Origin of the sequence: Aeromonas sp. 600948, assembly GCF_049174875.1 — a bacterium.
Lineage (GTDB): Bacteria > Pseudomonadota > Gammaproteobacteria > Enterobacterales > Aeromonadaceae > Aeromonas > Aeromonas veronii_A.
The window spans coordinates 152560-175059 of sequence record NZ_JAAKTY010000002.1 but is presented as its reverse complement, the minus strand read 5'-3'; the positions used below and the strand labels follow the sequence as shown (position 1 = coordinate 175059).

The window sequence follows — 22500 nt, the reverse complement described above, 5'->3', positions numbered from 1 at the left end:
AGCAGGGGGAGTCACGCTCCCCCTGCCCTTTTCAGATGGCTGCTGACCCGTTGCGGCCATTTTTGCGGCCACTGGTGTGGCATCACCCGACGACCCGCCCCGACTCACAGTTTGCCACGCCGTTAGCTGCTATATTGCTCCGCTCTTTGGCACTAACAGACTGAATTGACGCACATTTGCCTTATCCCATCGGCCCACAAGCCGGCGCACCACGGCGCGATTCAGCCCGACAGAGGACCTTTTGATGAAACAGACCCTTCTTGCCCTCACCCTCGGCGGCCTGCTGGCGCTCTCGCCCCTCGCCCTGCAAGCGGCCGAGAGCTCGATGCAAATGGAGCACGACCTCAATACCCTGGTCAGCAAACGCCAGGCGGTGGACATGCTGCTCGGCGAAGCGCTGCAGATCTACAAGTCGCCAGCCAAAATCTCCCACGCCGGTTTTACCGCCAAGATGCCGAGCAATATGGAGCTGGTGACCGAGCGTCTGCTGGCCGCCTACCAGCTGGAACCCTACCGCACCGACCTGCTCATCTCGGCGGCCAACGCCCAGATCTACAACGGCAACCTGAGCCGCGCCATCACCTTGCTGGAGCAGGCGCAGGCCGTCGCCCCCGATGATCTCGACATCAACAGCTATCTCGCCATCTGGCTGTTGGTGAAGGGTAACAAGGAGGCCTCCCGCAGCTATCTGGCGAAAGTGGCGGATCGCAACAGTGGCCGCGCCGCCGATCTGGAGGAGATCATCGCCCGGGTGCAGCGGATCACCGCCGCCCCGCTGCAGACCGAACTGACCGAGGATCAGGTCAAGGCCACCAAGGAGGGCAAGCGCGCCATCGTCACCCTGGGCTACGCCCTCAATCCCGACGGCAGCATGGACAAAATCCTGCTGGGCCGCCTGCAAACCACCCTTGGGCTGGCCAAAGCCGACCCGGAGGCGCTGATCATACTGACCGGCGGCGTGCCCCAGAACCGCCAGACCGAGGGCAAGCTGATGGCCGACTGGCTGGCCAACCACGGCATCGACCGCAGCCGCCTGATTGAAGAGAACTACGCCACCAGCACGGTGGATAACGCCCTCTACAGCGCCTATGCCCTCGCCCGCCACCAGATTGACTATGCGGTGCTGGTGAGCTCAGCCAGCCATGTGCGCCGCGGTCAGACGGTGCTGGAAATCGCCTGCGACCAGATTGGCCCAGCCAACATCAAGGTGGCGAGCGTCAGCTACCCTGACAAGCCCCTCGAGGAGCTGGCCACCCCGAGCGAGAGCGAGCTGCTCGGCATCTACCGCGACGCCCTGCGCACCTACGGCATGTGGAGCTACCGCTCCGCCCCGCTGATCGAGCGTTGATCGGCCATCAACACGAAAAAGAGAGGGAGGCGTGATGCCTCCCTCTCTTTTATTGACCGATGATTGGCCAAGCCGCGCCCGTTAGCTGACGATAAAGCCCTGCGAGGGGCTCGCTTTGGGATCATCGCCGAAGCGGTTTGGCCCCTGCTGGCCGTTGCAGACCATAAAGTAGATAAGCACCAGGGTGCCGATAATGGGGATAAGCCCGAGCAGCAGCCACCAAGCGCTGCGGTCGGTATCGTGCAGACGACGGGCCGCCACCGCCAGCGATGGAAGCAGCACAGCCAGCGAATAGATGGAGCTGATCAGCTCATTGTCGCCGCCGATCAGCTTGTCCACCATGCCGAGCAGCAACATGACGATGACGTTGCACAGCACGAACATCCAGTATTCGGTGCGACGGGCCCGCCCGCTAAATACCGCATATTGCTTGAGGACCGAGATATACCAGTTCATTGCGCCTCCAGACTGTTTTCAAAAACAAGTAGTTGCAGATCCGAACCGAGCTTAGCGCGATCAGTGTCCGGCGTCGATCACCAGCAGCTCCAGATCCTGGCGACTGACCCGCTTGCTGTCCACCTTCACATAGAGCGAACGTTCCTTCCGTGCCAGCAGTACATCGTTCACCCCGTCGCAGGCTCGGAGTTTCTGCTCCAGTGCAGGGCTCGCCTCCACCCCTTCCGGTAACAGGATGCGCAGACTGCTCACATAGGGGGGCTCCTGCATGGTAAGGCTGACCCCGAGCCAGACAAGGGCCAGCGCAGAGCAGCCGCCAAACACCAGGGCGCCACCACCCAGACTGTAGAGCAGGCCCCCCAGGCTGCCACCGATAGCCACTCCGATAAACTGGCTGGTGGAGTAGATCCCCATGGCCGTACCCTTGTAACCCGGTGGCGACTCCTTGCTGATCAGGGATGGCAGCAACGCCTCCATCACGTTGAAGCCGATGAAGAAGAGCTGCAGGCCGGCGAGCAGGCCCCACAGCTGCAGGCCAGCCTGCCACAGCACCACTTCGGCGCTGAGCATCACCAGCACGCAGATCTGGAACACCAACTTCATCTTTCTGCGCGTCTCGGCATAGATGATGAAGGGTACAACGCTGACGAAGGCAATCAGCATGGTGACCAGATAAGCCTGCCACTGGCTGTCCCGAGGCAGACCCGCTTGCTCCAGCAGCGGCGGCAACGCCACGAAGCTCGACATCAACAGGGTATGCACGCACAAAATGCCGAGATTGAGTTTGAGCAGGCGCGGATTGGTCAGCACAGTGCGCATCCCGCCCCTGACCATGCCGGACTCGCGATTGAGCAGATGAGTTGTCGGTGTCGGCACCAGCCAGAGGGTGACGGCAATGCCCCCCAGCGCCAGCAGGGCGATGAGCCAGAACAGGCCGGAGAGTCCCAGCGCATGAGTGATGAGGGGGCCGGTCACCATGGCGATGGCGAAGGTGATGCCAAAGCTCACCCCGATGAAGGCCATCGCCTTGGTGCGGTTCTGCTCGCGGGTGAGATCCGACAAGAGCGCCATCACGGCGGCCGAGATGGCGCCGCTGCCCTGCAGGGCGCGGCCGAGGATCACCCCCCAGATGGAGTGGGTCAGCGCCGCGATCACGCTGCCGAGGGCAAACATCAGCAGGCCGCCGACGATGAGGGGCTTGCGGCCCACCTTGTCGGAGAGCAGACCGAACGGGATCTGGAACAGCGCCTGGGTCATGCCGTAGATGCCGATGGCCAGGCCGATGAGCGCCTCGGAGGCCCCCGCCAGCGACATGCCGTAGGTGGTCAGCACCGGCAGCACCATAAACATGCCGAGCATGCGCAACGAGAAGACGGAGCCGAGCGCCCAGGTGGCACGGCGCTCGCCCCTCGTCATGGTGAAATCATTCATGATGGCCTCGATAGGTCAGGGAAAAGGAAGACTCAAGGGGTGGCCGACACGCGCCATGCCACACCCGACAGAGGGGAAAAGTACCCGATGGGCGGCCCCATAATAACAGAGCCGGGGAGGTTCCCGGCTCTGGATCTCATGCAATCGGAAGCAACGCACACTATCGGAGCAACATGCTCACCAGCGCCACAGGCTCGGCCTCTGGCTGGAAGTCTACCGACATCATGACACTCAGACAGGTAATGGTGACGATGGAAAACATAAACAGCTTGCGCGCCCAGAGAGCATCATCAACCAGCTGTTTGTAACCCGACAGCGCCATCCCCAGCCACCAGACACTCACCGCAGTGGCCACCACCAGATACTTGTAGCCGGCGTAACCGCCGAGGAACAGCATCAGGGTCGGCACCATAAAGGCCAGGATGTAGAGGGTAATGTGGTGCTTGGCCACCGAAATTCCCTTCACCACCGGCAACACCGGAATGTTGGCCGCCTGATAATCCTTGAAGCGGAAAATGGCGATCGCATAGGAGTGCGGCATCTGCCACAGGCTGAAGATCGCCAGCAGGATCAAGGCCCCCGAGTCGAACTGGCCGCTCACCGCACAGTAGCCGATGACCGGCGGCGCGGCGCCGGAGAGGCTGCCCACCAGGGTGCCGTAGACCGAGTGACGCTTCATGTAGAGGCTGTAGACCCCCACATAGACAATGAAGCCCAGCACCGCCAGCAGAGCAGCCAACGGATTGGCCGCCCAATAGAGCAGTGCAATGCCCGCCATGCCAAGCGCGGTGGCGTACCAGAGCGATACGCCGGGGGCGATCAGCCCCTTCACCAGAGCACGGTTCTTAGTGCGCTCCATGATGCAGTCGATATCCCGGTCGATGTAGTTGTTGAACACGCAACCGGAGGCCACCACCAGCGAAACACCCACCATGGTCAGCATGAACAGGGGCAGGTCCAGGCTTCCTTTTGAAGCCAGCAGAAATCCCCCGATCACCGAGATGAGGTTGCCGAAGATGATGCCCGGCTTGGTCACTTGCAGGTATTGCTTCATCATTGCCAGCCTGCTCAGTGGACCATCATGTTGATGTTGAGGTTGTACATGATCCACAGGGAACCCACGACCACGATGGCAATGATGAGCACGGTAAAGACCAGTGCCACCAGGTTCCAGCGCTCCTCGGACGAGGTGTTCATGTGCAGGAAGTAGACCAGATGGACAAAGATCTGCACCACCGCCATGCCAACCACGGTGGCCAGCACGGTGGTGTGGGAGGCGGAGCCGTCTATCACCATCCAGAACGGTACGGCAGTCAGGATCAGTGACAGCACGAAGCCGATCAGGTAGCTCTTGGCGCTGCCGTGGCTGGCGCCGTGATTATCAACGGAATGACTCATTTACATTGCCCCCATCAGATAGACCACGGTAAAGACGCAGATCCACACCACGTCGAGGAAGTGCCAGAACAGGCTCAGGCACATCAGGCGGGAGCGGTTGCGATCGGTCAGCCCCTTCTTGGCCACCAGCACCATCATCACGATGATCCAGATAAGGCCGCTGGTGACGTGGATACCGTGGGTACCGACCAGGGTGAAGAAGGCGGAGAGGAAGGCGCTGCGATCCGGGCCGTAACCTTCTGCGATCAGGTGATGGAACTCGTAGATCTCCATCGCGATAAAACCGGCACCCAGCACAAAGGTCACCAGCAACCAGCCATTGACGGTAGACACCCGGTTCTTGTTCATCGCCAACATGGCAAAACCGAAGGTGATGGAGCTCAACAGCAGCAGCATGGTTTCGGCAAATACGAACGGCAGTTCGAAGATATCCTTGCCGCTCGGACCGCCGGCAGTGCCGTTGACCAGGACCGCATAGGTTGCAAACAGACATGCAAACAGGATGCAGTCACTCATCAGGTAGATCCAGAAACCAAACACCTTGTTGGCACCGGCATCATGGTGCCCATGATCATGGGCACTCTCGTGAGTGTGATGTAGAACGTCGGTCGCCATAGCGTCACGCCCCCTTGTTAATGTTGGCAAAATGCTGACCTTCGGGTGCCCATACCCTCCGGGCACCGTAAACGTGGATGTGATATGAAACGCCAGTGGTCATAGCACTAAGCCCCCTTGTTGATGTTGGCAAAATGCTGATCTTCGATGCGCGTGATCTCGTCAACCTGGACGTAGTAGTCCACGTCATCGTTGAAGCTGTGGATGATCCAACTGCCAATCATGGCGGCAAAGGCAAGGATGGCCATCCACCAGATATGCCAGATCATGGCAAAGCCAAAGATGGCGCTGAAGCCCGCGATGATCACCCCTGCCCCGGTGTTCTTGGGCATGTGGATCGGCGCATACTGCTTGGGCTGCTGATAGGCTGAACCGTTTTGCTTGGCATCCCAGAAGGCATCCAGACCGGTGATCTTCGGCTCGATGGCGAAGTTGTAGAAGGGCGGCGGTGAAGAAGTCGCCCACTCCAGCGTCCGGCCACCCCAGGGGTCACCACTCACATCACGGTTCTGCTCGCGGTCACGGATGCTGACCACCAGCTGGATCACCTGGCACAAGACACCAAGGGCAATCAGGCCGGCACCACATGCTGCTACCACCAGCCAGGGGTGGAAGGCCGGATCCAGCTGTTGGCTGATGCGGCGGGTCATCCCCATGAAGCCCAGTACGTAAAGCGGCATGAAGGCAACAAAGAAGCCGATAATCCAGCACCAGAAAGCACGCTTGCCCCAGGTTTCGTTCAGGGTGAAGCCGAACGCCTTGGGGAACCAGTAGGTGATACCGGCAAAGCAGCCAAATACCACGGCACCAATGATGACGTTATGGAAGTGAGCGATGAGGAACAGGCTGTTGTGCAACACGAAGTTGGCCGCCGGCACCGAGAGCAGTACCCCTGTCATGCCACCTATGGTGAAGGTGATGATGAAACCGACAGTCCACAGCATGGGTGAGGTGAACTCGATGCGACCACGGTACATGGTGAACAACCAGTTGAAGATCTTCACCCCGGTCGGGATGGAGATGATCATGGTGGTGATGCCGAAGAAGGCATTCACGTTTGCGCCCGAGCCCATGGTGAAGAAGTGGTGCAACCAGACAATGAAGGAGAGCACGGTAATGGCAATGGTCGCCCATACCAGCGAGGTGTAGCCGAACAACCGCTTCTTGCTGAAGGTGGCCACTACTTCGGAGAAGATCCCGAATACCGGCAACACCAGGATATAAACCTCGGGGTGGCCCCAGGCCCAGATCAGGTTGATGTACATCATCATGTTGCCACCCATGTCATTGGTAAAGAAATGGGTACCCAGATAGCGGTCTGCGGTGAGTAGGGCGATGGTAACGGTCAGGATCGGGAAGGAGGCGATGATCAGCACGTTGGAGCACAAAGCCGTCCAGGTGAACACCGGCAGACGCATCATGGTCATGCCAGGAGCGCGCATCTTGATGATGGTGGCGAAGAAGTTGACGCCGGTCAGCAAAGTGCCCAACCCCGAGATCTGCAGACTCCAGATCCAGTAGTCGACCCCGACCCCCGGGCTGTACTCCAGCCCCGACAGCGGCGGATAGGCCAGCCAGCCGGTCTGGGCGAATTCACCGACCCCGAGGGAGATGTTGATCAACACCACGGCAGCGGCGGTGAACCAGAAGCTGATGTTGTTGAGGAAGGGAAAAGCCACATCACGGGCACCGATCTGCAGCGGCACGACGATATTCATCAGACCGATCACCAGTGGCATCGCCACGAAGAAGATCATGATGACCCCGTGGGCGGTGAAGATCTGGTCGTAGTGATGCGGCGGTAAAATGCCGTCACCACCAGCCGAAGCCATCACCTGCTGGGTACGCATCATCACAGCGTCGGCGAAGCCGCGCAGCATCATGACCATACCCAGGATCAGATACATGACCCCAAGACGCTTGTGGTCGACCGAGGTAAGCCACTCTTTCCACAGATATTGCCACTTGCCGAAATAGGTGATCAGGCCGGCAACGGCCAGCCCCCCCAAAATGATACCGGCTACCGTCACCATGATGATGGGTTCATGGAACGGAATGGCATCGAGTGTTAATTTTCCAAACATCGGTTATTCCTCGGATCCTGCTTGCACAGCCTTGTTATCCAACGGCGCGTTCATATGTCCGGCATGCTCCTTCTGCCCGTCATGCGCCATAGCGGCATGGTCCATCTGCATATGTGCCATGTCATCGTGATTCATGGCGGCGCCATGCTCTGAGGGGGCTTTATGGGTCATCCCCTTGTGCTCGCCATGCCCCATGTCACCCATAAACTTGTTGATCAGCTTGACGAAAAGGGCCGGATCGGCACTTGAGAAATACTCTACCGGGTGGTTTTCGCTCTTCTTGGCCAGCGCATTGAACTCATCCATGGTGATCAGCATCTTGGGAGAGGCCTTGACTTTGGCAACCCAGGCATCAAAACCGGCCTGATCCTGCGTAGCAATCGCCTTGAACTTCATGCCCGAGAAACCGGCTCCGCTATAACTGCTGGAGATACCGTCATACGCGCCTGCTTCATTGGCAATGAGATGCAACTTGGTCTGCATACCGGCCATGGCATAAATTTGCCCGCCCAGCTTGGGAATGAAGAAGGAGTTCATGACAGTGTCTGAAGTCACCCGGAAATTGACGGGGGTATTGACCGGGAATGCTAATTCATTGACCGAGGCAATCCCTAATTCTGGGTAGACAAACAGCCATTTCCAGTCGAGGGAAATAACATCAATCTGGATCGGCTTCACCGTGGACTCCAGCGGCTTGTAGGGATCCAGTTCGTGGGAAGTTTTCCAGGTAATGGTTGCCAGAATGACGATGATAATAACTGGTACGGTCCAGACAACCGCCTCAATTTTATTGGAGTGAGACCAATCCGGAGTATATTTGGCATTGGTATTTGATGCCCGGTATTTACGAGCAAAGACCACCGCCATAATAATCACAGGGATCACCACAATTAACATCAGCCCCAAGGCGGTTAATATCAGTGATTTCTGTTCCAGACCAATCTGCCCTTTGGGATTCATCAAGGCCATGTCGCAGCCGGTCAGCAAGCTGGCCGATGCGATCAACAGCAAAGCACCCAAGCCCCTCTTTAATTCAAAAGGTCTCATGCAGTGTCCTTATGGTCGCAAGGCTAAAGTTGTAAAAACGGGCAACATTGTGATCAGAACCGGAACATGTAAACAACATGGAAAATTAATCTTAAGATTGTGCCAAACTTGGCCTCAGCATGTGAAAAATGTTAATTTTGCATCCGTATCACTATTAATGGCGCCTTTTCCCATAATTAATCAATGACACTCTCTTCTCAATTTATAATTGGACAGGGAGCATTATCTCGCCAACTAACCTTACATAGCATATGGGTATATATGACGAAAAATTAATCCTCCAGCATGAATAATAAACACCTGTCGACTTTGATGATCTGCGACAATTTGAACTCATCATCATTTACGTAATTAAACGCGACGAACAGAACACAGCACGATATTTTTTAGCTGGATTGTTTTTTAACAATTCGAACCCAAACAGATATGTCACTCCATACTCGTTTGATCAATCTGTTTAATAAGTTATTATCAACCCATATAGACGCCATAAAAATATGGCGGTAGGTTGCGTCCTCTTGCTGCTGGCCAGCTACCCCACTCTGTACTTTTCCATTTTTCATACAGCAGGTATTGCCATGAGTATTACACGCAGAGATTTTCTCAACGGCGTTGCCATCACCATTGCGGCAGGCGTCGCCCCCATCAATCTGCTCAAGGCTGCCGAAGGCGGCAGCACGCTGGCGGATAAAACCCTGGCCTACCCGCCCGCCCTCACCGGCCTGCGCGGCAACCACCCGGGCTCTTTCGAACCGGCCCACAGCATCGCCCGTGACGGCAAGCAATATGATTTTGCCAATATTCCCCTTGAGGGGGAGTACGATCTGGTGATCGTCGGCGCCGGGATCAGCGGTCTGGCCGCCGCCTGCTTCTATCAGCAACTGCTCGGCGCGGATAAGAAGATCCTGCTACTCGACAACCACGATGACTTCGGCGGCCACGCCAAGCGCAACGAGTTCACCACCCCCGATGGCCTGCGTCTGGGTTACGGCGGCAGTGAATCCCTGCAATCACCGCGTTCGGTCTACAGCCCGGTAGCACTCGGGCTGCTCAAGGCGCTGGAGGTCAACATCGACGAGCTGGCCGCCGGTTTCCAGCAGACCTTCTATCCGGATCTGGGGCTGAGCCGCGGCGTTTATTTCGACGAGAAGCACTTTGGCGTCAACAAGATAGTGAACGGGGATCCGGGCCACAACGTAGCGGATGACATCCCCCGCGATCGCCTGAACGGCCGGCCACTGGCAGAGTTTATCGGTGACTTCCCCCTCGATGATGCCGACAAGGCCGCCCTGTTGGCCCTGCACGAATCGAAGATCGACTACCTGAGCGGCATGACCCGCGAGCAGCAGGACGAGTGGGTGACCCGCAACAGCTACACCACCTTCCTGCGCGATAAAGTGGGCCTCAGCGAGCGGGCGATCACTTACTTCCAGCAGCGCACCAACGATTTCCAGGCGGTCGGCATCGACGCCACCGCCTGCGCCGATGCGCGCCTCTGCGCCTTGCCGGGGTTCGACGGCCTCAATCTGACGCCGCTGGATGCCGAGGAGCAGGCAGAGCTGGACGATCCCTACATCTTCCACTTCCCCGATGGCAACGCTGGTCTCACCCGCCTGATGGTGCGCAAGCTCATTCCGCAGGTGGCGCCGGGTCACACCATGCAGGATGTGGTGCTGGCCAAGTTTGACTATGGCAAGCTCGACCTGCCGGAGCACAAGGTGCAACTGCGCCTTGGCAGCACGGCGTTGCAGGCCAAAAACGTGCGCCTCGCCGACGGCAAGCTGGTGGTGGATGTCACCTACATCAAGGAGGGGAAACTGCACCGGGTGCGGGCCAAGCAGTCGATCATGGCTGGCTACAACATGATGATCCCCTACATGGTGCCCGAGATGCCGGAGCCCCAGAAGGAGGCGCTGCGCCAAAACGTCAAAGCGCCGCTGGTCTACACCAAAGTGGTGATCAAAAACTGGCAAGCCTTCGTCAAGCTCGGGGTGCACGAGGTCTACTCCCCGGCAGCCCCTTACAGCCGGGTCAAGCTCGACTATCCGGTCAGCATGGGTGGCTATGAGCATCCCAAGAGCCCGGATCAGCCGATGTGCCTGCACATGGTCTATGTACCAACCCTGCCGGGCAGCGGCCTGTCGGCCCGCGAACAGTCCCGCAAGGGGCGCGCTATGATCCTCGGCATGCCGTTCGAGCAGCATGAACAGATGATCCGCGAACAGTTGCAGGGGATGCTCGGCAGCGCCGGTTTCAACCATGAGCAGGATATCCTTGCCATCACGGTCAACCGCTGGTCCCACGGCTACTCCTATGTCACCAACACCCTGTTTGATGACGAAGCGCAGTGCGAAAAATGGATTGAACTGGGTCGCCAGCCGATCGGCAACATCACCATCGCCAACTCGGATGCAGGCTGGAGCCCCTACGCCCACGCCGCCATCGACGAAGCGTGGCGCGCCGTCAACGAGCTGGTTGCCATGAGCAAGGGAGGTGCCCAATGAGCCGCGCCCTGTCACTGACCGCCAGCGCCCTGCTGCTGGCTCTGCCCGCCCTTGCCGCCAACGCAGCCCCCGCCATGTCGGCGGGGGAATACGTGGCCAAGCTCGGCGATTGCGCCGCCTGCCACACCAGCGAAACCAGCAAGCCGCTGGCAGGCGGCAAAGGGTTCCCGACCCCCATCGGTACCGTATTTGCCACCAACATCACCCCCGACAAGGCACACGGTATCGGCAACTACAGCCTGCCGGAGTTCATCAAGGTGATGCGCGAAGGGGTAGCCCGCGATGGTCATCGCCTCTATCCGGCCATGCCCTACACCGCCTACGCCAAGATGAGCGATAAGGATCTCGAAGATCTCTATCACTACCTGATGAAGGAGGTGCAGCCGCTGGCCATCGCCAACAAGGAGAGCGACATCCCCTGGCCGCTCAACATGCGCTGGCCGCTGATGGGCTGGAACTGGGTCTATCACGATGACAGCCGCTTCACCCCGGTCGCAGGCAAGAGCGAAGAGTGGAACCGCGGCGCCTATCTGGTGCAGGGTGCCGGTCACTGCGGCAGCTGCCACACCCCACGCGGATTGGGGATGCAGGAGAAAGCGCTGACCGAGGCGGATCCCGTCTACCTGAGCGGGGCGGCGCTGGATGGCTGGTATGCCCCCGATATTCGCGGCAGCCGCTACGACAAGCAGGCGCTGATCGACCTGCTGAAAACTGGCCGCAGCCAGCATCAGGCGGTCGCAGGCCCGATGGCGGAAGTGATCACTCACAGCAGCCAGTATTTCAGCGACGCCGATCTGGCCAGCATCGCCACCTACCTCACCGACCTGAAAGCGGAGCCGGTGGTAGCGAAAGGTGCCCGCGCCTATGCCAGTGCCGGCGGCAAGGCGGACTACGCCATGTACTGTTCCACCTGCCACGGGGTCGATGGCAAGGGCAATGACCACGTCATCCCCTCGCTGGTAAACAACCGCACCGTGCTGGCGGACGATCCGTCGAGCCTGCTCAACGTGCTGCTGCACGGTGCCGAGACCCCGGTCACCCACGGCCATCTGGGTTACCACATGCCGGGCTATGGCTGGACCATGGATGATGAGCGGCTCGCCGAGCTGGTCAACACCCTGCGCGCCTCCTGGGGCAATGAAGGCACCGCCGTCAAGGCGGCGGCGGTCAAGGCCCAGCGCGAGCTGCACGGTAAAGAGTAAGGGCTGTCAGCTCTCTCTTGGCCAAGTGCCATAAAAACGGGCCTCCACTGGAGGCCCGTTTGCTATTGATGAACCAGGTTCCGGTGCTTATCCCTTGCGGGATTTTGGCCCCGGCAGCGGCGCCGTTGGCTGGCGGTAATCGCCATAGGGGAAGATATTGCGAAAACGCTGGGCCACCGGCTCGGGGATGGAGCGGGAGAAGATCAGCTTGACGCCATCGCCATCACGCTGCCCCACAATGCGACCGCGCACCGTGTCGTGGCGCAGGATCTGTTTAGCATGCTCAATAAAGGCGGGTGACACCTTGCCCTGCTTGACCACTACCTTGCCGGGTGCAAGACGGATCTCGAACAGGGCGCCACGTCCCAGCTTCATCAACCACCAGATCAGGGCTATCGCTACGATCAAGGAAATCCAGGCCATCTTCATCCCTCCCAAGCTCTTGATATAAGGCAGTATAAGCGGCCGAGCGTTCCGATTGTTTGGCGCCGATCACAGCCCCCGCCTCAACGTAATAGCGCCTCTTTGCTCAGCAATCCTTGCCCCAGCCCACCAGCGTCTCGCGATAGAGCGCCAGCAAGGCTTCATCGCGCACCGCCACCCCGACCTGCTGCGGACGATAGGCTGCCCAGTCATCGTGGGAGTGGCGTTTGCCATCGAACTTTTGCAGGGTGTGGCCGATGGCCGGGCCGCTGGTGATAACCCGCACCGGCCCTTCCCGCAGGGTAAAGAGGGTCGGATCAATCACATAGGCGATGGCGGACGGGTCGTGGACATGGCAACCGGAGAGCCCCAGCTTCTCGGAGTAGAAGCGCAGGTAGAAGCGGCTGACATCCCACAGGAAGCGGCCCGGCTCCCCCGCCTTGTCCCTGAGCTCATCCAGATAGGCGCTGCTGAAGAAGCTCTGCTGAGTCACATCCAGCCCGATGATCACTACCGGCCAATCGGCGGTAAAGACCCGGTCGGCGGCATCGGGATCGTCGTGGATATTGGCCTCGGCATAGGGGGTGACGTTGCCACGATGGCCGTTGACGCCAAAGGCGCCGCCCATCACTACTACCTGTTTCACCAGCGAGACAATCTCGGGGGCCTGTTGTAGCGCCAGCGCCAGATTGGTGAGCGGGCCGATAGTGACCAGGGTGATCTCCCCCGGCGCGGCTTTCACCGCCTCGACAATATATTGCCAAGCGGGGCGAGGATCCGGAGCGATAGTCACCTCCCCCGCCTCCATGTCGCCAAAGCCGCTCGGGCCGTGGACTATGGTGGTGGGGCCGACCGGCTCGCGCAGCAGCGGGGCAGCCGCGCCTTTGGCCACATCCGCCTTCATGCCGTACTTCTGCTTGAGCCAGAGGGCGTTGCGGGTGCCATTGTCGATGGTGGCGTTACCAAAAACTGTGGTGATGGCGAGCAGCTCGATGGCGGGGTGGGCCTCGGCAAACAGGATGGCCATGGCATCGTCGATACCCGGGTCGGTATCCAGAATGATTTTATGGGTCATGAGAAATTCCTACGATGACAAACCCTGCGGCAAAAGGGAGAGTCTACCCGGCTGACGCTCCCATATCCCGGCATGGGATCACAGAGCGGGCCTTTGCTCCCGGCAGCGGGGGCGCTGCTAGCGACAATTAGCATAAAAAACGCGGCCCTGTTGCCAGCGCCGCGCCCTTTATCGTTGTTCGTTATCTGCTATCTGGCAGTGATCTGCCTGACCGGATCCTCAGTGTTTGCGGTGCCAACGCGGTGAGGTCGCCTTCTCCCCCCAGGGGGTGACGCAGGGGAGCAGTGCCCCTTCAATCACCATCTCGCTGCCCGCCAGCGCCTCGGCGATCTTCTGGTGCAGCACCCGCAGTACCTTGCCCTCGTGCTCGGCCAGAGAGTGGCCCGCGGCAAAGAACTCCGGCTGATATTGCAATGCCAGCTTCTGGGCGAATTCGTAGGTGTTGAAGCAATCCGGCATCCGCTCAACCACATCTTCAAGCCGGGCCAACAAGCTGTTCAGTTCCCTGGTCATAGTGCTCTCTCCGTGTAGGTTAATAGCCAAAAACTACCCCTTATTAGATAAGCCACCAACGAGCAAACCACAAAAGTGTGGGGAGACACACAGTTCTCTCTTGCGTCCAGCTCGCGGTGAACGGCAGACAGCTTGCCAGCTTTACATTCCGGTAACAAACAGCTAGATTTAGACCGACTAATCAGTCGGTCATTTTTCATGCGGAGAACAACATGGGTGCGGCGCAGCTTCAACACACTCCTGAGGATATCCTCGCCATCAAATTGTCCCTGCCGGATCAGCTGGCGCGGCTCAAGCGGGCGAGTCTGGCTCACCCCATGCCAACCCTGGCCGAGCGCCGGGCGCAGCTGACCAAACTCAAGCAGGCGTTGCTCGCCCACAAGGGGCAGCTGTGCAAGGCGCTGGCGGCAGATTATGGCCAGCGCAGCCACTACGACAGCCTGATCGCCGATGTGCTGCCCTGCATCATGCAGATCAACTACACCCAGAAGCGGCTCAAGCGCTGGATGCAGCCCCACCGCCGTCACACCGGCCTGCTGCTGGCCCCCGCCAAAGTAGAGGTGCACTTCCAGCCGCTCGGGGTGGTCGGCATTATCGTGCCGTGGAACTTTCCGGTGATGCTGAGCCTTGGCCCCCTCATCACCGCCATCGCGGCGGGCAACCGGGCGATGCTGAAACTCTCCGAGTTCACCCCTCATACCAACGCCGTGCTGCGCACAATGCTCACCAGCGTATTTGACGAAAACGAGATCGCCATCATCGAGGGGGATGCCCAGATGGCGGCGGCATTCAGCTCGCTGCCGTTCGATCACCTGCTCTTTACCGGCTCCACCATGGTGGGCAAGCTGGTGATGGCTGCCGCCGCGCCCCAGCTCACCCCCCTCACCCTTGAGCTGGGCGGCAAGAGCCCCTGTCTTATCGCTCCCGACATGCCGGTCGCCACCGCGGTCGAGCGGATGATCTTCGGCAAGAGCCTCAACGCCGGGCAGATCTGCGTCGCCCCCGACTATGTGCTGCTGCCCCGCAGCGAGGTGGATAACTTTATCGCCGCCTATCGCCGCCACTTCAGCAAGCTCTACCCACAGGGGCTCAATAGTGCTGACTACGGCGCCATCATCAACGACCGCCAGTATCAACGTCTCGTCAGCTGGCTCGATGAAGCCGAGCAGGCGGGTGCCCAGCTCCACCCCTGTGGCAGCCCGGCCCGCGATGACCAGCGTCGCCTGCTGGTGCCCCACCTGCTGACCGGGGTGCCGGGTCAGTGTCAGGTGATGCAGCAGGAGATCTTCGGCCCGCTGCTGCCGCTCATTCCCTACGACACCCTGGAGGAGGCGCTCGCCTACGTGGCTGAGCGGCCCCGCCCGCTGGCCCTCTATCTGATGAGCTTCGATCCCGAGTTGCAGGCGCGAGTGACCCGGGAGACCCACTCCGGCGGCATGGCGATCAACGAGAGCCTGTTTCAGGTGGCGGCCGACGATGTGCCGTTTGGCGGCATCGGCGCCTCCGGCATGGGCCACTACCACGGCCACGAGGGGTTCCTCACCTTCTCCAAGGCAAAAACCGTGCTGACCCGCGGCAAGTTCACCACCGGCTCCCTGATCCATCCCCCCTACCACAGCTGGATCCAGAAGCTGATGATGGCCTTCTTCCTGCGCTGATGGAGATGACCATGAACCAGGCTATCCCGCAGCCACAAAACATGACCGACAAGCGCCGCCAGATCCTGGATGCCGCCCTCGCCCTCTGCGCCGAAGATGGCCTGCAGGGGGCCGCCACCGCCCGTATCGCCAAAGCAGCCGGGGTGGCCAACGGTACTCTGTTCCACCACTTTCCGAGCAAGGAGGCGCTGATCCTCGCCCTCTATCAGGATGTGAAAACCCGGATGGGGAGCGCCATCCATGAAGCGGATCCCGCCCTGCCGCTGTACGACCAGACCCGCCACTACTGGCAGCTGGCGATGGAGTGGATGCAGGCTAACCCCAATGAGCTCAAATTTGTGCTGGGCTTCTTTCACTCCCCGCTGCTGGCCAGACCGGCCCGCAGCCAGATCCTGAACGATGCTCTGCGCTTTCTGCCTGCCCTGCTGGCAAAGGGGCAGGCCAGCGGCGAGCTGATGCAGGCTCCCGCACCACTGTTGCTGGAGGTGTGTCAGGGCCAGTTCCTCGCCTGCGCATCACTGTTTGTCGATCAACCGGAGCTGGGACAGGACGACTACTGGCAAGCCAGTGCCTTTGCCCTCTTCTGGTCAGCCATCTCAGGAGCCAACCCCTATGACAACTCCGACCGTTGAATCTCTGGCCGCCCTTGGCCGCCGCCTCTGGATCACCACACTGCTCTGGGTGGTGGGTCGTACCCTCTGCCGCGCCGCCCGCACCGACGAGGCAGTACGCCGCGAATTGGCGCCGTTGCCGGACGGGCTGGCTATTCGCCTCGAAGTGGGCGGCATCGACTATGCCATGAACATGCACAAGCAGGGTGGCCGCTGGTATCCCGGCGCGCCTGTCGCCCCCCATGCCACCATCCATCCGCTGCGGGTACGCTTCAAGCATCCCAATATCGCCTTTCGCGCCCTGAGTTTTCGGCTCGGGGTCAATCAGGCATTTGGCGAAAACCGGCTGCTGGTGGAAGGAGATCTGACCGTCGCCATGCATCTGGTGCGGGGGCTTGAGCAGTTGCAGTCCCTGATCCTGCCCGCCTTTATCGCGCGGCCGCTGCTGCGCCACTATCCCGCCCCGACCAACAAGATCGGCCGGGCCTGTAACATCTATCTGGGTCTGGTGACCGGCTAACGCGCAAGGAGCCTTGAAATGAGCCGCTATTACGATTTCTTCTGCCCGGTCAAACTGCTGGCCGGTGAACAGGCGCTGGAGCAACTGGCCAGCGAGCTGGCCAGCCTCGGGGCCTGTCGCCCGCTGCTGCTGACCGACAAGGGGGTCAATGCCACCGGCCTTGCCACCCTGCTGGCCAATGTGCTGGCCGAAGGGGAGCTGCCGGTCGCCGCCATCTGGGACGAGATCCCGGCCGACTCTTCCACCGCCGTGGTGGAGCGGATCGCCAAACGCTATCGCGAGCTCGACTGCGACAGTCTGGTGGCGCTGGGGGGCGGCTCGGTCATCGACACCGCCAAGGCGGTCAACATTCTCACTTCCATGGGGGGGGATCATCTGCTCGACTACTCGGGCGCCGGTTGCCTGACCCGTCCCCTCAAGCCGCTGGCGGTGGTTCCCACCACGGCGGGCACAGGATCAGAGGTGACGCTGGTTGCGGTGATAAAGGATGAGGCGAGCGGGCGCAAGGTGCCCTTCACCTCCCCCTTCCTGCTGCCCCAGCTGGCGGTGCTCGACCCGCGCCTGACCCAGGGACTGCCCCTCAATATCACCGCCGCTACCGCCATGGACGCCATGACCCACGCCATCGAGGCCTTTATCGGCACAGCGAAAAACCCAGTGAGCGATGCGCTGGCCCTGATGGCGGTGGAGAAGATCGCCAGCGCCCTGCCGCAAATCATCCACGACCCGCAAAACAAACAGCTGCGGCTGCAACTGGCGGAAGGCTCCACGCTGGCTGGCATGGCTTTTTCCAACTCCATGGTGGGGCTGGTGCACGCCCTCGGCCACAGTCTGGGAGCCCGCTGCCATCTGCCCCACGGGCTGTGCATGAACCTCTTTTTGCCGACCGTGCTCGACTACAACCGCCCCGAGGTGGATAGCGAGCTGGCCCGGCTGCTGTTGCCGCTGGTGGGGGCAGAGCGCTTTGCTGCCACCCCGGCCCATCAGCGGGCGGAGGCGACCATCACAGCCATTCGCACCCTGCGCGACACCTTGTGGCAAGCGGTCAAGCTGCCGCGCACCATGAGCGAGGCAGGGGTAAGCGACCGCTCGCTACTGACCGAGATCCGCGATCTGGCGGTCAACGACGGTGCCCTGCTGTTCAATCGCAAGGATGCCGACCGTGAGCAGTTACTTACCCTGCTGGAGCGGGCCTGGACCTGATCCCGACCTCTTTGCCAACACTCTTATGCTGACACTAACGCGGTGCCCGACTCACCATCGGGCACCTTGATCTACATCGCGATATCGATGCGCCCTCTGTCAAAGGGGGATGATATTGACCACGGGCTCTCTTTATCTGTTCTATACCTTGGCTAACAGTTATGTTGTGCCGAGAGACCCAACTTTATGCCAGAGGTGCCCACCATGAGCGACATCATCCATCAGGCCAACCAGCAGCAGTTCATCTGTATGGTGGAGGGTAAAGAGTCGAGACTGCGCTACCGGCGGCTCGATGCCAAGACCATCGACGCCTACAGCACCTTCGTCCCCCCCGAGCTGCGGGTGCAGGGGATTGCCGATCAGCTGGCGCGTGCCTTCTTCAACTGGACTCAGGCGGAGGGGCTCACTATAGTGCCGAGCTGCCGCTACATTGATGTCTGGTTACGCCGCAATGCCAACAACTGAACCTCTGAACTCCGCCCTCGAACAGCAATTCCAAGCCAAAACAGAAGCCCTGCTGCGGGCCGATCCGCAGCGGATGGCCTGCCTGCAAGCCGCGGCCGAGCTCAATCTGCCCGACTGGGCGCTGGGAGCAGGCTTTATCCGCAACCTCATCTGGGATCACCTTCACCACAAGGCGGTGCCCACCCCGCTCAACGATATCGACCTTATCTATCTCGATAAAACCGATCCGCAAGGGCTGGCCGAGACGGCGCATGAAGCCAGGCTGGCAAAGCGGCTGCCGGATCAGCAGTGGGAAGTGCGCAATCAGGCTCGCATGCACACGCGACAGCTGGTGGTGCCGTTTGCCAGCAGCCTTGAGGCGCTGAGCCACTGGGTCGAAGTGCCCACCTGCATCGGCGTGCGCCTGAATCAGGATGGCGAGTTCGAGTGGCTTGCCCCCTACGGCTTTGCCATCAACTGGTCGCTGCAAGTGAGTGCCAACCCTAGATGTCGTCAGGACAAACAGATTTTTACCCAGCGCATCAAGGAGAAACGCTGGCAGGCTATCTGGCCTGACCTTCAGGTAAACTGGCCATAACCTGATTGCAATCTTTCGATAACCTTGGGCACACTAGGGGAAAAGCTGGTTGTAACTCAATGGGTTAAATAATGCGCGATTTCTTCTCTCTCGAACGCTGGCTACCGGGCCTCGCCGCCCTGCTGCATTACCAGCGCGCCTGGTTGATGCCAGATCTTCGCGCCGGACTCTCGGTGGCGGCAGTGGCGCTGCCCGTCGCCATCGCCTATGCCGAGCTTGCCGGGGTAGGTGCCATCGTCGGTCTCTACTCCTGCATCCTGCCCATGCTGGTCTACGCCCTGTTTGGCACCTCCCGCCAGCTGATTGTCGGCCCCGATGCCGCCACCTGTGCGGTCATCGCCGCCGTGGTGACGCCGCTAGCCGCAGGCGACCCCACCCGTCACTGGCAACTGGTGATGACCATGACCGCCATGACCGGCTTCTGGTGCCTGATTGCCAGCCGCTTCAAGCTGGGAGTACTGGCGGACTTTCTCTCCCGCCCGATCCTGATGGGGCTACTCAATGGTGTGGCCATCACCATCATGGTGGGCCAGCTCTCCAAGATCTTCGGCTTCACTTTCAGCGAACGTTACCTCATCGAGCGGATCGCCAGCGGGGCCACCTATATCACCCAGACCCATCTGCCGACCCTGGCCATGAGTCTGGTAGCCCTGCTCACCCTGCTGCTGGCCAAGCGCTACAAACCGGCATGGCCCTCCTCCATGGTGGCCATGGTGGTGACCGCTGCGCTGGTGTGGGGATTTAATCTCGGCCAGTTTGATATCGCCACCCTGGGGGCCGTGGGCTCCGGCCTGCCCGCGTTCCAGATGCCGGAATTTCCCCCCGGTCTGATGCGGGAGCTGGTGCTGCCTGCGCTTAACCTGGCCATGGTGAGCTTCGTCTCCATGATGCTGACCGCTCGCAGCTTTGCCGCCAAAAACGGTTACGAAATCGACGCAGACAAGGAGTTTCGGGCCCTCGGTATGGCCAACCTCGCCTCCGCTGTCTCTCAGGGTTTTGCCATCAGCGGGGCGGATTCACGCACCGCGGTCAACGATGCCAACGGCGGCAAGAGCCAGCTGGTCTCCATCATCGCTGCGGCGGTGATCGCCCTCATCACCTTCTATCTGACGGCGCCGCTCAAGTATATTCCCACCGCTGCCCTCGGGGTGGTACTGGTGATGGCCTCCCTGTCGCTCACTGATTTTCGTGGACTGTGGGCGCTGCGTAACTCCGATCGCTCCGCCTTCTGGCTGGCGCTGGTCACCTTTATCAGCGTGCTCACCATGGGGGTAATCCCTGGGATCACCCTCGCCGTGTTGCTGGGCTTGTTCCAGTTCCTGCGCAATGTGATGCGCCCCACCGACCAGCTGCTTGGCATGGATGACGAGGGGGTGGTGCGCACCCTGGGGGACAACGAACAGGCCAAGGCGATCCCGGGTATTCTGGTCTATCGCTTCAACTCGCCGCTCACCTACTTCAACGCTCCCTACTTCAAGCGCCGGGTGCTGGCCCTGCTGGTACAGGATCCCCGAGCCCCCAAGTGTCTGGTGATCGATGCGGTTGCCTGCTTCACCCATCAGGACATCAGCGTGATGAGCATGGTGGGGGAGCTGCACAAGGAGCTGAAACGGCGCGGCATCCATATGGTGATGGCGGGTCGCCACGGCCAGATGACCCACTGGCTAAAGCAGGCAGGCGTACGGGTGGGCGATGAGGGGATCATCCTCTGCCCCGACATGTATCAGGCGCTGCGCCTGACCCGCTGCTACCGCGAGCCGGTGTTCAAGGATGATGCGGTGGTGGAGAGCACCACAGATGCCATCCGCTCGAATTGGCCGCAGGATGATGCCCTGCCCGACTCGGCGCGCCTCACCCTGCCAAGCGAACAGGAGGCGGGCGCCACGCCTGCCTGATCCCTTGGCCTGACCCCCTGGCCGGTGCAATCCTGCACAAGGATTGCACCGGCCTTGGCCTTGGTGTTAAATGCGCCCCCAGAGGACACTCCCCCGTGCCCTCCCAGCTGTTGGACATGCCATGCAATCTCAATCCCACGCAGGCCCGGGCACGCTCTTTGCGCTGACCTGGCCGCTCTTTATCGATCTCGCCCTGCACTTTCTGACCGGTGCCCTCAACACCTTCATGGTGGGTCACGTCTCCTATCAGGGAGTGGCCGCGCTGGCGGTCGGCAATCAGGTGTTCGATCTCGCCATCACATTGTTCAGCTTCGTCAGTATCGGTACCAGCGTGGTGATCACCCAGTATCTGGGGGCGGGCGATCGGGAGAAGAGTCGGGTGGTGATCCACACCGCCATCGGCTTCAACCTGCTGATCGGTCTGGTGGCCGCCATTGGCGTGATGGCGGGGGCCAGCACCATGCTGGCGCTGATGAACCTGCCTGCCAACCTGATGAGCGACGGGACGCTTTACTTGCAGATCATCGGTCTCTGCCTGTTGCCGGAAGCGGCAGCCCTCTGTCTGGCAGCCACCCTGCGCGCTCACGGCCACACCCGTCAGGCGATGTATGTGACCCTGATCGTCAACCTCATCACCTTCGTCGGCAACCTGCTGCTGCTCTACGGCTGGTTCGGCCTGCCCCAGATGGGCGTGGCGGGGGTTGCCATCAGCACCGTGGCCGGGCGTCTGGTTGGCGTGGTGATGCTGGTCTGGCTGGTGGCCCGCAAAACCGGCATTCACCTCAAGATCCGCGACATCGTTCACCCCAGCCAGGAGATGCTGGGCAAGGTGCTCCATATCGGCCTGCCTGCCGCCGGCGAGAACCTCTCCTGGATGCTGCAGTTCATGGTAGTGACCGCTTTTGTCGGCCTGCTGGGGGACAAGGCGCTGGCAACCCAGTCCTACTTCTTCCAGATCTGCCTGTTCATCCTGCTGTTTGGCCTCTCCATCGGCCTTGGCAACGAGATCATCATCGGCCATCTGGCGGGCGCCAGACAGTTCGACCGTGCCTATCAACAGCTGCTCAAGAGCCTCAAGCTCGGGCTCGCGGTCACCTGCGTCATCGCCGTGGCGGCGGCGCTTAATGGCCGAACCATCATCAGCCTCTTTACCGATGACCCCGACATCATCACCCAGGTGGCACAGCTCTTTCTCATCAGCCTCATCCTCGAGCCAGGCCGCACCTTCAATCTGGTGGTGATCAACGCCCTGCGCGCGACGGGTGATGCCCGCTTCCCCCTCTACATGGCACTGCTCTCCATGTGGGGAATTGCCGTACCCCTTTCCTATTTCCTTGGTATCATGCAGGGCTATGGACTGGTAGGCATCTGGCTGGCGCTCGCCTGCGACGAGTGGGTTCGCGGTCTGGCCATGTTCTGGCGCTGGCGCAGTCGTCGCTGGCAAAACAAAATCCTAGTTGAAACATAAGCGGAAT

21 protein-coding genes and 1 pseudogene are annotated in these 22500 nt (G+C 60.4%); 11 read left to right on the top strand and 11 right to left on the bottom strand.

What is annotated here, in order from left to right; genetic code table 11:
• Positions 1 to 244 precede the first annotated feature (244 nt).
• Positions 245 to 1165 (top strand): annotated as a pseudogene (locus G5182_RS02515) (ElyC/SanA/YdcF family protein); the annotation flags it as partial.
• Here G5182_RS02515 and G5182_RS02510 read toward each other — a convergent pair.
• From G5182_RS02510 to cyoA, 8 genes are all read right to left on the bottom strand, one after another.
• Positions 1133 to 1384 (bottom strand): toluene-4-monooxygenase system B family protein, encoded by a 252-nt coding sequence (locus G5182_RS02510; protein ID WP_227343022.1) that lies wholly within the window; start codon positions 1382 to 1384, stop codon positions 1133 to 1135. The pseudogene G5182_RS02515 and the gene G5182_RS02510 overlap by 33 nt on opposite strands.
• A 45-nt stretch (positions 1385 to 1429) precedes the next feature.
• A complete protein-coding gene (locus tag G5182_RS02505) occupies positions 1430 to 1804 on the bottom strand; it encodes a DUF805 domain-containing protein (protein ID WP_204381032.1) in 375 nt (124 codons plus the stop codon).
• A gap of 60 nt (positions 1805 to 1864) precedes the next feature.
• Positions 1865 to 3235 (bottom strand): MFS transporter, encoded by a 1371-nt coding sequence (locus G5182_RS02500; RefSeq protein WP_227342357.1) that lies wholly within the window; start codon positions 3233 to 3235, stop codon positions 1865 to 1867.
• Positions 3236 to 3395: 160 nt separating this feature from the next.
• The gene (gene cyoE, locus G5182_RS02495; protein ID WP_216953248.1) at positions 3396 to 4292 is read right to left on the bottom strand and encodes a heme o synthase; all 897 of its coding nucleotides are present in this window, start codon (positions 4290 to 4292) and stop codon (positions 3396 to 3398) included.
• Between the two features lie 11 nt (positions 4293 to 4303).
• Positions 4304 to 4633 (bottom strand): cytochrome o ubiquinol oxidase subunit IV, encoded by a 330-nt coding sequence (locus tag G5182_RS02490; protein WP_216953247.1) that lies wholly within the window; start codon positions 4631 to 4633, stop codon positions 4304 to 4306.
• Positions 4634 to 5248, bottom strand: coding sequence for a cytochrome o ubiquinol oxidase subunit III (locus tag G5182_RS02485; RefSeq protein ID WP_266135112.1), 615 nt, complete (start codon positions 5246 to 5248; stop codon positions 4634 to 4636).
• Positions 5249 to 5355: 107 nt separating this feature from the next.
• Positions 5356 to 7332 carry a cytochrome o ubiquinol oxidase subunit I gene (gene cyoB, locus G5182_RS02480; RefSeq protein ID WP_421208693.1) on the bottom strand — a complete coding sequence of 659 codons (1977 nt, stop codon included), beginning with the start codon at positions 7330 to 7332 and terminating at the stop codon, positions 5356 to 5358.
• Positions 7333 to 7335: 3 nt separating this feature from the next.
• The gene (gene cyoA, locus G5182_RS02475) at positions 7336 to 8379 is read right to left on the bottom strand and encodes a cytochrome o ubiquinol oxidase subunit II (protein ID WP_227342352.1); all 1044 of its coding nucleotides are present in this window, start codon (positions 8377 to 8379) and stop codon (positions 7336 to 7338) included.
• Positions 8380 to 8957: 578 nt separating this feature from the next.
• On the opposite strand from cyoA, the gene G5182_RS02470 reads away from it, so the two are divergent.
• Positions 8958 to 10883 (top strand): NAD(P)-binding protein, encoded by a 1926-nt coding sequence (locus G5182_RS02470; protein ID WP_201945940.1) that lies wholly within the window; start codon positions 8958 to 8960, stop codon positions 10881 to 10883.
• The gene (locus tag G5182_RS02465; RefSeq protein WP_421254156.1) at positions 10880 to 12085 is read left to right on the top strand and encodes a c-type cytochrome; all 1206 of its coding nucleotides are present in this window, start codon (positions 10880 to 10882) and stop codon (positions 12083 to 12085) included. Before G5182_RS02470 ends, G5182_RS02465 begins: the two co-directional genes overlap by 4 nt.
• An 87-nt stretch (positions 12086 to 12172) precedes the next feature.
• Here G5182_RS02465 and G5182_RS02460 read toward each other — a convergent pair whose 3' ends face one another.
• The 3 genes from G5182_RS02460 to G5182_RS02450 all read right to left on the bottom strand — a co-directional run bounded on the left by G5182_RS02460 (position 12173) and on the right by G5182_RS02450 (position 14096).
• Positions 12173 to 12508 carry a DUF3634 family protein gene (locus tag G5182_RS02460; RefSeq protein ID WP_005353195.1) on the bottom strand — a complete coding sequence of 112 codons (336 nt, stop codon included), beginning with the start codon at positions 12506 to 12508 and terminating at the stop codon, positions 12173 to 12175.
• A 106-nt stretch (positions 12509 to 12614) separates the two neighbouring features.
• Entirely contained in the window at positions 12615 to 13583 is a 969-nt protein-coding gene (locus G5182_RS02455) for a nucleoside hydrolase (protein WP_005337734.1), read from the bottom strand.
• A gap of 219 nt (positions 13584 to 13802) precedes the next feature.
• Positions 13803 to 14096 carry a hypothetical protein gene (locus G5182_RS02450; protein ID WP_005353197.1) on the bottom strand — a complete coding sequence of 98 codons (294 nt, stop codon included), beginning with the start codon at positions 14094 to 14096 and terminating at the stop codon, positions 13803 to 13805.
• Positions 14097 to 14308: 212 nt separating this feature from the next.
• Here G5182_RS02450 and G5182_RS02445 point away from each other — a divergent pair, with 212 nt between their 5' ends.
• From G5182_RS02445 to G5182_RS02410, 8 genes are all read left to right on the top strand, one after another.
• Entirely contained in the window at positions 14309 to 15754 is a 1446-nt protein-coding gene (locus tag G5182_RS02445; RefSeq protein ID WP_021230685.1) for a coniferyl aldehyde dehydrogenase, read from the top strand.
• A gap of 11 nt (positions 15755 to 15765) precedes the next feature.
• A complete protein-coding gene (locus G5182_RS02440) occupies positions 15766 to 16386 on the top strand; it encodes a TetR/AcrR family transcriptional regulator (RefSeq protein ID WP_227342349.1) in 621 nt (206 codons plus the stop codon).
• On the top strand, positions 16367 to 16885 hold the full coding sequence (locus tag G5182_RS02435; RefSeq protein WP_227342347.1) for a hypothetical protein: 519 nt from the start codon (positions 16367 to 16369) through the stop codon (positions 16883 to 16885). The genes G5182_RS02440 and G5182_RS02435 overlap by 20 nt, the downstream gene beginning before the upstream one ends.
• An 18-nt stretch (positions 16886 to 16903) precedes the next feature.
• Positions 16904 to 18088: an iron-containing alcohol dehydrogenase gene (locus G5182_RS02430; protein ID WP_227342346.1), complete on the top strand. Its 1185-nt coding sequence runs from the start codon at positions 16904 to 16906 to the stop codon at positions 18086 to 18088.
• Between the two features lie 204 nt (positions 18089 to 18292).
• Positions 18293 to 18553: a GNAT family N-acetyltransferase gene (locus G5182_RS02425; protein WP_005337747.1), complete on the top strand. Its 261-nt coding sequence runs from the start codon at positions 18293 to 18295 to the stop codon at positions 18551 to 18553.
• A complete protein-coding gene (locus tag G5182_RS02420; RefSeq protein WP_421254155.1) occupies positions 18540 to 19130 on the top strand; it encodes a nucleotidyltransferase family protein in 591 nt (196 codons plus the stop codon). The genes G5182_RS02425 and G5182_RS02420 overlap by 14 nt, the downstream gene beginning before the upstream one ends.
• A gap of 71 nt (positions 19131 to 19201) precedes the next feature.
• On the top strand, positions 19202 to 21025 hold the full coding sequence (locus G5182_RS02415; protein ID WP_101529743.1) for a SulP family inorganic anion transporter: 1824 nt from the start codon (positions 19202 to 19204) through the stop codon (positions 21023 to 21025).
• A gap of 121 nt (positions 21026 to 21146) precedes the next feature.
• Entirely contained in the window at positions 21147 to 22493 is a 1347-nt protein-coding gene (locus G5182_RS02410) for an MATE family efflux transporter (protein ID WP_421254154.1), read from the top strand.
• Positions 22494 to 22500 lie beyond the last annotated feature (7 nt).

What these genes read in the sequence shown, in the direction of transcription:
- G5182_RS02490 (WP_216953247.1), bottom strand. Translation starts at nt 4,633, where the DNA reads ATGAGTCATTCCGTTGATAATCACGGCGCCAGCCACGGCAGCGCCAAG.
- G5182_RS02410 (WP_421254154.1), top strand. Translation starts at nt 21,147, where the DNA reads ATGCAATCTCAATCCCACGCAGGCCCGGGCACGCTCTTTGCGCTGACC.
- G5182_RS02455 (WP_005337734.1), bottom strand. Translation starts at nt 13,583, where the DNA reads ATGACCCATAAAATCATTCTGGATACCGACCCGGGTATCGACGATGCC.
- G5182_RS02485 (WP_266135112.1), bottom strand. Translation starts at nt 5,248, where the DNA reads ATGGCGACCGACGTTCTACATCACACTCACGAGAGTGCCCATGATCAT.
- G5182_RS02435 (WP_227342347.1), top strand. Translation starts at nt 16,367, where the DNA reads ATGACAACTCCGACCGTTGAATCTCTGGCCGCCCTTGGCCGCCGCCTC.
- cyoE (WP_216953248.1), bottom strand. Translation starts at nt 4,292, where the DNA reads ATGATGAAGCAATACCTGCAAGTGACCAAGCCGGGCATCATCTTCGGC.
- G5182_RS02500 (WP_227342357.1), bottom strand. Translation starts at nt 3,235, where the DNA reads ATGAATGATTTCACCATGACGAGGGGCGAGCGCCGTGCCACCTGGGCG.
- G5182_RS02445 (WP_021230685.1), top strand. Translation starts at nt 14,309, where the DNA reads ATGGGTGCGGCGCAGCTTCAACACACTCCTGAGGATATCCTCGCCATC.
- G5182_RS02465 (WP_421254156.1), top strand. Translation starts at nt 10,880, where the DNA reads ATGAGCCGCGCCCTGTCACTGACCGCCAGCGCCCTGCTGCTGGCTCTG.
- G5182_RS02420 (WP_421254155.1), top strand. Translation starts at nt 18,540, where the DNA reads ATGCCAACAACTGAACCTCTGAACTCCGCCCTCGAACAGCAATTCCAA.
- G5182_RS02440 (WP_227342349.1), top strand. Translation starts at nt 15,766, where the DNA reads ATGAACCAGGCTATCCCGCAGCCACAAAACATGACCGACAAGCGCCGC.
- G5182_RS02470 (WP_201945940.1), top strand. Translation starts at nt 8,958, where the DNA reads ATGAGTATTACACGCAGAGATTTTCTCAACGGCGTTGCCATCACCATT.
- cyoB (WP_421208693.1), bottom strand. Translation starts at nt 7,332, where the DNA reads ATGTTTGGAAAATTAACACTCGATGCCATTCCGTTCCATGAACCCATC.
- G5182_RS02415 (WP_101529743.1), top strand. Translation starts at nt 19,202, where the DNA reads ATGCGCGATTTCTTCTCTCTCGAACGCTGGCTACCGGGCCTCGCCGCC.
- G5182_RS02425 (WP_005337747.1), top strand. Translation starts at nt 18,293, where the DNA reads ATGAGCGACATCATCCATCAGGCCAACCAGCAGCAGTTCATCTGTATG.
- G5182_RS02505 (WP_204381032.1), bottom strand. Translation starts at nt 1,804, where the DNA reads ATGAACTGGTATATCTCGGTCCTCAAGCAATATGCGGTATTTAGCGGG.
- G5182_RS02430 (WP_227342346.1), top strand. Translation starts at nt 16,904, where the DNA reads ATGAGCCGCTATTACGATTTCTTCTGCCCGGTCAAACTGCTGGCCGGT.
- G5182_RS02460 (WP_005353195.1), bottom strand. Translation starts at nt 12,508, where the DNA reads ATGGCCTGGATTTCCTTGATCGTAGCGATAGCCCTGATCTGGTGGTTG.
- cyoA (WP_227342352.1), bottom strand. Translation starts at nt 8,379, where the DNA reads ATGAGACCTTTTGAATTAAAGAGGGGCTTGGGTGCTTTGCTGTTGATC.
- G5182_RS02450 (WP_005353197.1), bottom strand. Translation starts at nt 14,096, where the DNA reads ATGACCAGGGAACTGAACAGCTTGTTGGCCCGGCTTGAAGATGTGGTT.